General features: G+C 44.2%; 9 protein-coding genes. 5 read left to right on the top strand and 4 right to left on the bottom strand.

The genetic code is table 11. The annotated features are described in order from the left end of the window. Positions 1–102 precede the first annotated feature (102 nt). From QUA50_RS03095 to QUA50_RS03080, 4 genes are all read left to right on the top strand, one after another. Positions 103–819 (top strand): heme oxygenase (biliverdin-producing), encoded by a 717-nt coding sequence (locus QUA50_RS03095; RefSeq protein ID WP_333259095.1) that lies wholly within the window; start codon positions 103–105, stop codon positions 817–819. A 316-nt stretch (positions 820–1,135) separates the two neighbouring features. Further along, entirely contained in the window at positions 1,136–1,522 is a 387-nt protein-coding gene (locus QUA50_RS03090) for an IS630 transposase-related protein (protein WP_333259098.1), read from the top strand. Further along, positions 1,519–1,827 carry a transposase gene (locus QUA50_RS03085; protein WP_333145493.1) on the top strand — a complete coding sequence of 103 codons (309 nt, stop codon included), beginning with the start codon at positions 1,519–1,521 and terminating at the stop codon, positions 1,825–1,827. Before QUA50_RS03090 ends, QUA50_RS03085 begins: the two co-directional genes overlap by 4 nt. After that, positions 1,823–2,083, top strand: a complete 261-nt coding sequence (locus QUA50_RS03080) for a transposase (RefSeq protein WP_445243133.1) — start codon at positions 1,823–1,825, stop codon at positions 2,081–2,083. The genes QUA50_RS03085 and QUA50_RS03080 overlap by 5 nt, the downstream gene beginning before the upstream one ends. Positions 2,084–2,100: 17 nt before the next feature. Here the strand turns inward: QUA50_RS03080 and QUA50_RS03075 are convergent, their stop codons facing one another. Next, positions 2,101–2,766, bottom strand: coding sequence for an S-layer homology domain-containing protein (locus QUA50_RS03075; protein ID WP_333259101.1), 666 nt, complete (start codon positions 2,764–2,766; stop codon positions 2,101–2,103). 120 nt (positions 2,767–2,886) lie between these two features. After that, entirely contained in the window at positions 2,887–6,459 is a 3,573-nt protein-coding gene (gene mfd / locus QUA50_RS03070) for a transcription-repair coupling factor (RefSeq protein ID WP_333259104.1), read from the bottom strand. A gap of 560 nt (positions 6,460–7,019) precedes the next feature. Between mfd and QUA50_RS03065 the strand changes: the two genes are divergently transcribed. Further along, positions 7,020–8,357, top strand: a complete 1,338-nt coding sequence (locus QUA50_RS03065) for a hemolysin family protein (protein WP_333259107.1) — start codon at positions 7,020–7,022, stop codon at positions 8,355–8,357. Between the two features lie 432 nt (positions 8,358–8,789). On the opposite strand, the gene QUA50_RS03060 is transcribed toward QUA50_RS03065, so the two are convergent. Both QUA50_RS03060 and QUA50_RS03055 read right to left on the bottom strand, forming a co-directional pair. Continuing rightward, positions 8,790–10,121: a hypothetical protein gene (locus QUA50_RS03060; RefSeq protein WP_333259110.1), complete on the bottom strand. Its 1,332-nt coding sequence runs from the start codon at positions 10,119–10,121 to the stop codon at positions 8,790–8,792. Between the two features lie 6 nt (positions 10,122–10,127). Then, complete coding sequence (locus tag QUA50_RS03055) at positions 10,128–11,453, bottom strand: hypothetical protein (RefSeq protein ID WP_333259113.1); 1,326 nt, start codon at positions 11,451–11,453, stop codon at positions 10,128–10,130. Between the last annotated feature and the right edge of the window lie 3 nt (positions 11,454–11,456).

Below are 11,456 nucleotides of genomic sequence, written 5' to 3'. Positions count from 1 at the left end.
ACAATCTCTCATCAAATCGATCTAAGGTAAATGCTTAGGTAAATTTTAGATTTTTGGCGCATCCATCAACTACCACAAAAATAGAAGGTTGGACAATATAGCATGAGCATCAATTTAGCGACCAAATTGCGTGAGGGAACCAAAAAGTCCCACACAATGGCAGAAAACGTCGGTTTTGTCAAGTGTTTTTTAAAAGGCGTTGTAGAAAAAACTTCTTACCGGAAGTTAGTAGGAAACCTCTACTTTGTCTACTCGGCAATGGAAGAGGAAATGGAACGCCAAAAGCAGCATCCGGTTGTTTCAAAAATTTACTTTTCTGAGTTGAATCGCAAACAAAGCTTAGAGCAAGATTTATTTTACTACTACGGTGCGAATTGGCGCGAACAAGTAGCTCCGTCAGCGGCAGCTAAAGCTTATGTTGAGCGAATTCGCGAGATTTCGGCGACCGAACCAGAACTGTTAGTAGCTCACTCTTACACTCGCTACCTCGGCGATTTATCCGGCGGACAAATCCTGAAGGGAATTGCCCAGCGCGGGATGAATCTTACCGAGGGAGAAGGCACTGCTTTCTATGAATTCCAGGATATTCCTGATGAAAAAGAGTTCAAAGCTAACTACCGTCAGGCAATGAACGAACTGCCGATTGACGAAGCAACAGCAGAGCGAATTGTTGACGAAGCTAATGCAGCTTTTGGCATGAACATGAAGATGTTCATGGAGTTAGAGGGCAATTTGATAAAAGCAGTCGGTCAGATGCTTTTCAATACCCTGACTCGGAAGCGCGGTGGTGCCAGTACCGAATTGGCTACTGCTGATTGAGTTAAAGCTCACTAGGGATAATTTGAGCCTCGTTTAAGAGGAAAAACTTAAATCCTGGGGGTTTGATGGCTGCTTTTACAGTCACCAAATCTCCGGGATTTTGCATGGTGTTTGAATTGCGGGCGATCGACTTTTTAACTAATATCGTTTCCGGTTGTATCGGAATGATTTAACCGCAGAGGGCGCTCCAGAACGCAGAGGGAGAGAATACAGAGAGGAATAATTCGGATGCTACCGGATTTGATATCACAACTAAACACTACAGCACTTCCGGGTGTTATGAGGTACAATAAGAATAGATTAAAAAAATACACCAATGAAAGCATATTCAGTAGATTTGCGGACAAAAATAGTAGCAGCCTATCAAGATCAGAAGCTGTCGATCCGAAAAACAGCAGCGATATTTTCCGTCAGTAAAAGTTTAGTTCAAAAACTGGTCAAGCAACAAAAAATAGAGGGGAATTTACAGCCGAAACCCAGGGGTAAACCGAGATATAGTCATTTGAATAATTCCACAGCTTCTTTGAGAGAAATAGTGGCAGCACATCCCGATGCAACCTTACTAGAATTGTGTGAGTTATTTGCTCAGAAGACGGGAAATTGGGTGGGTAGAACAGCCATGTGTAACGCCTTACAAAAGTTGGGATTAAATCGTAAAAAAAAACAGTTAGGAGTAGCCAAGCAGGCACTGAAAGAGTCATGAAATTAAGGTTAGAGTATTGGGAAAAAGTCAAGCATATCGACCCGAAAAATCTAGTCTTTTTAGATGAAACTGGAGTATTGCTAGGTTTAACCAGAACTCATGCACGTTCCCAACGAGGGACGAGAGCCTATGCGGTCAAACCTTTTTATCGAGGTAAGAAAGTCACAGTAATTGGTGCAATTAGTCTCACGCAAGTAGTAGCATTAATGACCCTAGACAACTCGATGGATAGCCAAGCATTTGAGGTGTTTATCGACAAATGCTTAGTGCCACAATTGTGGTCGGGAGCAGTAGACGTGAATTGATAACTTACCAGCGCATAAAGTAGATTCAATTAAGCCCATGATTGAAGCGGTGGGTGCTTCTATCTTGTGTTTGTCCCCATACTCTCCTGATTTTAATCCAATTGAATTATGGTGGTCGCAACTCAAATCTTTGTCGATCCAGTTTTCGCCAACCACCACTCAAATGGTTGATACGATAATTGCTGTGGCTCTTGACTTAATTAATCCGAAACATCTCAAAAACTGGTTTACTAATTGCTGCTACTGTACCTCATAACATCCGGAAGTGCAGTATCACCTTCCCATGCCGCGATCGGGAGGCTCCTCGTCGGGGACAGGCAAAGAAGTCGGCCTTACTTGCGGCTCCAAATACTTGCTCAAAGCGTAAGCGATATCTCCACGAGTCATCGGCTTCAAAGGATTAATCTTATTAGTTGCGAGATCAACATTAACAAACCCTTCATAAAGTGCAGTAGCTATAGACTTTCTAGCCCAATTAGGAATTTCGCCTGCATCGGGATACTTAGCTAAAATCTCGGAAATGCTGGCATCGGGAAACTGAAAAACCCCGTAAGCTTGAGCAAAAATTGCCAAAGCTTCAGCGCGAGTCACCCTTTGATTTGGGAAAAACATTCCGTCGCGATATCCACTCATCGTTCCCGTTTTCAAAGCAGTTTGAATCGCACTGTAAGCCCAGTAACTCTTCGGTACGTCCGGCACTTGCCTATCCGGTTTCTGAGCTGTTTTCCGCCGTTCCAAACCAAAAGTTTTCACTAAAATCACCGCCAAGTCGGCGCGACTGACAAGGCCATCAGCATTAAAATTGCCACTGGAATCTTTATTCATCAATCCAGCACTCACAACCCGATCGATCGGGTCAATTATTTGTTGAGATTGAACCGCCATTGGGACTGCTTGCACTAGCCCGATCGCCAAAAAAATACTCGCTAACTTTTTCACGATTTTAATCCTTTCTGTCGCTAAAACCATCATGAAAACAGCAGTAAGATTTTTTATGGTTCCATCGGTATTATTCTGTGGTTTCGGCGGTGCGCGAGATTTGGGGATTGTATATTTAAATTAAAGATTTGCTTCCGGCAAAGCGCCCTGCATTTTACCCAGCCAATCAATCAAATTATCTAATTGCTTTTGGGCCGTCAAAACCGCCATACCTCGGATAGTAACCTTCCCCTTGCTGTAGACAAAACGAGAGCGCAAATGTTCCGGCAAATTAGCCTTGAGCAAATTCCAAGCAGGCTCTTCCATCGCAGTTTCCAAAACTATGTTCTGCTTATTCTCCGGTTTGATCCGAGAAAAACCGATTTTTTTAGCGATTTGTTTGAGTTCGACAACACGGATAAGTTGCTGGGCTGGCAGAGGAATTGGCCCATAGCGATCGCACCAATCAGCCTGAATCTGCTGTAATTCTTCAGGGGTATTAGCAGAAGCCACAGACCGATAAGCGCTCATCTTTTGATCCAAATCTGCGATGTAATCGGCAGGAATAAACGCCGTCAAAGTGAGGTCGATTTGCGCGTCCTCCACTTTCGGAATTTCCTGACCCTTAATTTCCCGAATAGCTTCCTCTAACATTTCAGCATACAAATCAAAACCGATCGCCTCCATTTGACCAGATTGTTCAGTACCCAAAACATCACCCGAACCGCGAATTTCCATATCTCGGACAGCCAACTGATAGCCCGAACCCAACTGGGCAAACTCTTGAATTGCCCGCAGCCGCTGCCTTGCAGCATCAGACAGTTGGTTCTGCTTGGGATAAAACAGCCAAGCATGAGCTTGAATCCCCGCGCGTCCCACCCGTCCCCGCAACTGGTAAAGCTGACCCAAACCAAACTTCTGCGCGTCTTCAATTAAAATGGTATTGACTCGCGGAATATCCAAACCCGACTCAATAATCGTCGTACACACCAAAATATCGAACTCCGCCGCACTGAAAGTCAGCATGATAGATTCTAATTCCGAAGCCTCCATTTGACCGTGGGCGATCGCAATTCTGGCAGACGGTACCATCTCCTGCAACTGAACGGCCAACTCATCAATCCCCTCAATCCGCGGCACCACGTAAAAAACTTGACCGCCCCTGTCCAATTCTTGACGAATTGCCGATCGCACCGTTTCCGGGTTATAGGGAGCCAAATGCGTCTGAATCGGGCGCCTGGAAGGAGGCGGAGTCGAAATCAAACTCATCTCGCGAATCCCCGACAGCGACATATACAAAGTCCGGGGAATCGGCGTTGCTGTCAAAGTCAGAACATCTACCTCTGTTTTGAGAGATTTAATTGCTTCCTTTTGCTTAACCCCAAACCGCTGTTCTTCATCCACCACCAACAAGCCCAAATCCCGAAATTTAATCGCCTTGCTCAAAACAGCTTGAGTACCGACAATCACATCTAATTCCCCAGTCGCCAAACGCTTGTGAATCTCCCGGCGCTCGGTTTCAGTGCGAAAGCGATTGAGCAAACCAACTTCGATCGGATAAGGGGAAAAACGCTCCGAGAGCGTGTGATAGTGCTGTTGGGTCAAAATCGTCGTCGGTGCGAGCAAAGCCACCTGCTTGCCCGCCGTAACCGCCTTAAAAATCGCTCTCAGAGCCACTTCTGTCTTACCAAAACCCACATCGCCGCAGACCAAGCGATCCATCGGTCGATCGCCCTCCATGTCGCGTTTCACATCCTGAGTTGCCTTCAACTGATCGGGGGTTGGCTGGTAAGGAAAAGAATCCTCTAATTCTTGTTGCCAAGGCATATCGGGAGGAAAAGCATAACCTGTTTGTTTAGCTCTTTTAGCATAAAGATTCAACAAATCCACTGCCAATTTTTTAACAGCTTTGCGAACCTTAGTTTTAGTTTTTTCCCAAGTTTGACCTGTCAGCTTGTTTAAATCCGGTACTTTATCGCCAACCGTCCGAAATCTCGACAAAGCGCCCAATTGATCGGCCGCCACCCTCAGAGTACCGTCAGCGTATTGCAGCACCAAATATTCGCGAGTTTCCCGATCGATAGTCAAGCGTTCCAACTTGATAAATTTACCCACTCCGTGCTGGCGGTGAACCACATAATCGCCAGGGCTTAATTTATTCGGGTCTACTTGCTTAGAAGCAGCGCGGCGGCGCTTGCGGACGTAGCTAAAAGTAGCGAGAGAATGCTGACCGTAAAATTCCCGATCGGTAATTAACACAATCCGAAAAGTCGGCAGAATAAAACCTTCCAATTCTGCCAGCCCGCTGTACTTCAAAGCCACCGGAACGTGCTGCAATTGCAACTTGTCGATCGCCAAATAATCGCGCGGATTCACCACAAACTGAGCCGGACAGTCGTGTTCCGAGAGCAAAGAAACCGATCGGCTCGGTTGAGCAGAAACCAGAAAAATGGTAAAACCCCGATCGCGCTCTTCTCTGAGCATTTGAGACAGCTTCGCAAATTGGTGAGGCATCACCGGCACAGGCCGAGAAGCCAAATTAATCGCAGACGGTAGCTGGTCTCCCTCCGCAGGGCTTTGAAGTTTTTTAGCCGTAAAATCTTCGGCCAATTCCGAAAGTTCTAGCCGCTCGAAAGCTGCCACATCTGCCATAGATTCAGCAAAAGTGCGGTGAATTTTCGGAACTTTCAAATTAGCAATTGGCAATTTTTCTGTTTCCTCACCAGCAACTGCCGATTCCCGATTGCAATTATTCCACTGTTCCTGTGCATTCTCAAACCAGCGGTCGCTGTGACCTTCGCACCCTTGGGGTTCGTCAATAACAACTAAAGTATTTTCAGTCAAATAATCCAACAAAGATGCAGGTTGATCGAACGCTAAACCCAACAGCCTGCGGACAAATTTTTCGCCTTCATTTTCCGCTTCATTTTCGGGGTCTAAAGAGCCTAGGTTGTTGATTTCGTCAAGCTTTTTTTCAGATAAAACTGCTTTAATAATTGTGTTAAAATTAGTAGGAGTTAAAACTAATCGATCGACCTTATCGAGCGATCGCTGCGAAGACGGATCGAACTCCCGAATTTGCTCCAAATCATCTCCGAACCATTCCAGCCGCACTGGCAACTCCGCCGCTACCGGAAATACATCGACAATATCGCCCCGGCGACTCCACTGGCCCTCCATTTCCACCAGAGTCACGCGATCGTACCCCATCGACACCAATTGGCGGTCAAGTATCTTCGAGTCTTCAACCGCACCTCGCTTCAGTGTCAGACAGTAGGGTTCAAAAGTAGCAGGCGGCGGCAAGTGACACTGGAGAGCTCTTTCGGTAGCTACAATCGCGATCGGCTTCGACTGATTGGCGGTTTTTTCTTCCTTATCCACCAAATCCGCCAGCACCTGCATTTGTCCCCACGTCATTTCGTTCTCGTCGGAGTAAGATAGCTCGTAGGGCGAAGCCTCCGAAGTTGGGTAAAAATGCACAGTCTGCCAGCCCATAGCCTCCAGCCCTGCCACCCAACGGCCGGCTTCTTCTAAAGTAGCCGTCACGGCCAATAAATTCCGCCCTTCTTGCTGTGCGAGGGCGGAAGCTACCAAACTTTTAGGCAAACGGGCGATGCCGGACAGTTGCAAGCAGCGGTGGCGTTTGAGCTTGTTGAGAAGTTCTGTTGCTAGGGGCGATCGCCCTAGGGTACGAATTATTGAAGAGAAAGTCATGCGCTTTTAATTTTAATCCCCGATCGGCGAAGGCTCTTTCCCTTTGCCTGTTAAGGAGATTGTACGACAAACATCCATGATTGTGCCGCTCTGCTGTTGACAATTCCCGCATCCAGGATACCCGCCACGCGATCGATCCGTCCAGAAAGAAAAAACCTGTATCCGAGAAACTTACCGAACGTATTTATCTGTGGGATCAATGCTTGAATCTAAAATCTAAAATCTAAAATCGATTGACGCCTGGGAACTTAACTGGAGATAGATTTGTGCTTTAATATCTCGATCCGGCGATCGCGAGCGAGCCAGTTCCGTTAATATAGGGCCAGGTTGACAACAATTTCGATTTTGCGATCGAGATTCGCAGCTTCCAGACCTCTCCTGTGACTGCACCCAAAGACGGATACCCTGCCACGTACTCAAGTTGTGAAGATAGAAGAATTTTAGACATTAGGGAAATCCCCCAGATACTGGCGGCGTCGTCAATCTAAAATCTAAAATCTCAAATCTCAAATCGACTAACCGGGCAGAGCGCTTCGCCGTTACTACCGAAAATTTTAGAAATGTCCTCAAATATAGACCTTCTGATTGTTCTCCTGCTGGTTTTCCTCAATGGCTTGTTTGTGATGTCAGAGATGGCCATCATCTCTGTACGGAAGGTGAGACTGCAACAGATGGCCAACCAAGGTTCAACCAATGCCCGCGTAGCCTTGGATCTGGCTAATGCCCCCAATCAGTTCTTACCGACAGTTCAAATCGGGATTACGATGCTGGCCATTCTGTCGGGCGCTTTCGGAGAAACGACGGTTGCTAAAAGGGTAGAGCCTTTGTTGCGCCTGATTCCTGGTCTCGCGCCCTACTCTCAGACGATCGCCTCGGTAGTAGCAGTTTTAACCATCACTTATCTCACTCTCATTATCGGCGAACTGGTGCCAAAGCGACTGGCCCTCAACAACCCAGAGCCGATCGCCTCAAGCGTAGCAATTCCCATGCGAATGCTCTCTAAAATTGGCGCTCCTGCGGTTTATCTGTTAAGTTATTCCACTGACTTAGTGATGCGACTCATGAGGATATCGCCCTCGACAGAACCGCAAGTTACAGAAGAGGAAATTAAAGTTTTAATCGAGCAAGGAACCGAAGCCGGAACCTTTGAAGAAGCCGAACAAGACATGGTAGAAAGAGTCTTTCGTTTGGGCGATCGGCGAGTCAGCGCCTTGATGACCCCGCGTCCCGATCTTACCTGGCTCGATCTCGACGATTCAGTAGAAGAAAACCGCCAAAAAATGCTCGGCAGCGGTCATTCTCGGTTTCCAGTGTGTCAGGGAGGGCTCGACAACGTTGTCGGTTTAGTACACGTTACTGATATGCTGTCTCGGACTTTAACGGGTCAACCCCTAGATTTAAGCGCTTCTTTACGGCGACCGTTATTTGTACCGGAAAGCACGCGGGGTTTAAAAGTATTAGAACTTTTCAAACAATCTAGCAATCAAATTGCCTTGGTAGTAGACGAATACGGCGTCATTCAAGGATTGGTTACAGTCAACGACATTTTAGTCGAACTTGTTGGCGACTTTCCCTCGATTGAAGATGCAGACGAACCTCAAACCGTGCAGCGTGAAGACGGTTCTTGGCTGTTAGACGGAATGCTAGCAGTCGAAGATTTTTTTGAGCTATTTGGAATCGAAGAATTGTCAGCAGAACACAAAGGAAGTTACCACACAATGGGAGGTTTTGTGATTACACATTTGGGCAAAATTCCCACAGCAGCCGAGCATTTTGAGTGGAACGGTTTGCGCGTGGAAGTAGTGGATATGGACGGGAACCGAGTTGATAAAATCTTGGTAATGCCGATCGACTCAGCGGGCGATCGCTCCCCCAGCCAGCCAAAAACCCAAAACTAAAAACCATGTAATTTTAATCGAGCGACATAATACCGTAGGGGCGGGTTCACCAACCATCATCGCCGGAAACAAACAATCTCAAAAACCCGCCCCCACCCAACCATAAATCATCTCGACTCAGCCGGCGATCGCTCCCCCAGCCAGCCAAAAACCCAAAACTAAAAACCATGTAATTTTAATCGAGCGACATAATACCCGTAGGGGCGGGTTCACCAACCATCATCGCCGGAAACAAACAATCTCAAAAACCCGCCCCCACCCAACCATCAATCATCACCTACATTTAGGAATTAAATATAAACATCAGATTGATGTGAATTATTGATGAGTGGGGCGGGTTTTTATATATTGTTGGTTATCGCTATATATTGTTGGTGAACCCGCCCCTACGAGTTCGCAAATTGTACAATAACGAATCAACCAGACATAATATCACTTCTTGTTTTTTCTTTCATCTTTCCGCAAAGATTCCAGAATAGAACGGCCCACATAATTGCTAAAAACCACCTCTCCAGCTTGATTGTAGTGGCAGCAGCTATCTACATAAACAGCATCTTTAGTCTTGTCAAAAACATTAACAGCATTCACTAAATTGATATTATTTTTTTCCAAATTAGGAATTTTTTTGAAAAGAGCCGGATATCCAATTTGCACAGCTTTAGCATAAGGAGTATCCTTGTTAAAAGCAATCTGCTTTTCTGCTTCACCAAACACCCTTTTCGTCTCATAATATTGATTGGGCTGAAGAACGTGAAAATAAGGCACATTACTAGCAGACAGAACTTTGTTCATAAAAATTGAACTTTTTGCCCAATTCAACGCCATTTCTTGAAAAGCGACTGAATCCTGTAAAACTGACTTATTAGTATTGATATAAATAACGCTGCCACTGTCATCTTTTTTTTGTTTAGTCCGTTCTTTTTCAAACTTAATGACATCGGTTTTATAGTTATTAACTAAATTTTGAACGTAAACAGAAGTCAAAGCATCGCAGGCAGCTAAAGAGCAGTTTTGCAAACGTTCCAAACCCTGACTAATCCTAGCTTTATTTTCTTGGATTCTGATAGTTGCTTTCATCGCTTTGGTAGAAAGGCTATTATTCGCCAAGCTAGTCAGCGGCAAAATATGCTGAATGCTTGGCATCGCCAAATCGACTTGATTTTTATTATTTAAGTTAGAAAGTGCTACTTCATTAAAACCATCTATATTGACGACCAGATCCAGTTCTTGCCCTAAAGCCAAAAAATAGTTTAGAATTAATAATTGCTGGGGTTGTTTGTAGCCTCCGGTAGCAAAAGACAAAATTACAAATTCTTTATCTTTCAAACCCGGAAGCTGCTTGAGGTATTGAGGCAAAATTTTGTTTTGAACTTCAAATACTGCATAATTAGAAGCCACAGAACCGCCAAAAACTCCGATAATAAATTGATTTTTCTTGGTTTTTTTCAAAGGGTAATCGTAAGGAGAGATAAATCCGTAGTTGTTAACCTTAAAACCAGGGCGAAAATCGGGACCGGGTTGTTGGATAAATCCCAAAAAAGGATGAAACCTTTCAACAATAGACTGATTCAACCGCACTCCTTCTAAATTAATTCCTAAAGCTGACTTATTTTGCGTCTTTTCTCTAGTATAGAAAAATTGCTTGTGCTTGACAAAATACCATCCCAAGGAACCGAGTTCCAGGAAAACCAGTAAAAGCGCTAAATTAATCAAAGTTATCTTGAGGAATTCTTGCCATTTTTTGAGTGATTTTAAATCTTTCATAAACCTCTATTTCGACTCTCTTACTACTTTAATAATGGAACTAGAAACATAGTTTGCCAATACTTCTTCTCCGACTGAATTATAATGGCAGCAGGCATCTTTGTAAACCGTCTCTTTTGTATTGTCTAAAATATTCACTGCGTTAAAAACATTAACCCCAGCTTTTTGCAAATCATCGACTTTGGACAACAATACTGGATAACCTTTTTTCACTCCTTCAATGTAAGGACTCTTGTTGTCGATCGCGATTTCGTTTTCCTTGGCGGTAAATGCTCGCTTAGTGGGATAATACTGGTTGGGCTGGATAAAGTGAAAATACTTAATTTTTCTACTTGATAAAATTTGATTCATCCCGATCGACGATTCGTACCACACCGATGCCATTTTATCAAAAGCAGCGGCATCCCGCAAAACAGAGTCAGCTTTGGGAATGTATACTATACCGCTATTTGCCGTGTCTGAGTTCGATTGTTTGACTTGCGAATCGTACTTGACAACTGCTTGCTGGTAATTGTTGACTAATTGTTTCACCTGTAGCGAGGTGACAGCGTGACACAAAGCAAGTTGACAAGTTTGCAATTTGTCGATACCTGCTTTCAACTGTTTTTTGTTTTCGTTAATTTGCACGATCGAACTCATCGCTTCCGGTGACAAGTTGTTGTTGGCTAAACCAGTCAGAGGCTGTATGTGCTGAACGCTGGGCATTCCTATTTCTACTTGGGCTTTGTTGTTTAAATTTGACAGTGCTACTTCGTTAAAACCGTCTATATTGATGACTAAATCTAATTCTTGACCCAAAGCCAGAAAGTAATTTAAAATTAATAATTGTTGGGGCTGTTTGTAGCCGCCGTTGCCAAAATTTAAAACAATAATTTCCTTGTTTGCAAATTCTGGATAAGCCTTCAATTTGTTGGAAAATCGGCGATTTACGTATTCAGAAACTGCAAAATTATTCGCAACTGAACCGCCAACAACTCCCACAATAACTTGATTTTTATTCGTTTTAACAAAGGGATATTCGTAAAGTGAAAAAAAGCCGTGTTTGTTGACTTTTAACTTTAATTTTTCATTAGTGAAAGCACCTTGTTTGAGTACGTAGCCAAAAAGTGGGTGCAGTCTTTCTACGATAGATTCATCAAGTCTAATGCCGACCCTTTCAATATCTTCTACTACTTTTTCTTTGGTTTTAGTTCGGGTATAAAAAAACTGCTTTTGGTTTATAAAATAAAAAGCTAGCGATAAAGCTTCCAGACAAATCAAGGCGATCGCCAAATTAGCCGCGATTATAGTTAATATATTTTTGCCTTTTTTCAGCGCCGTTGAATCTTTCATGAA

The sequence above is a fragment of the Microcoleus sp. M2_D5 genome (genome assembly GCF_036701935.1).
Lineage (GTDB): Bacteria > Cyanobacteriota > Cyanobacteriia > Cyanobacteriales > Microcoleaceae > Microcoleus.
This window is presented reverse-complemented; position numbering and strand designations above follow the sequence as displayed.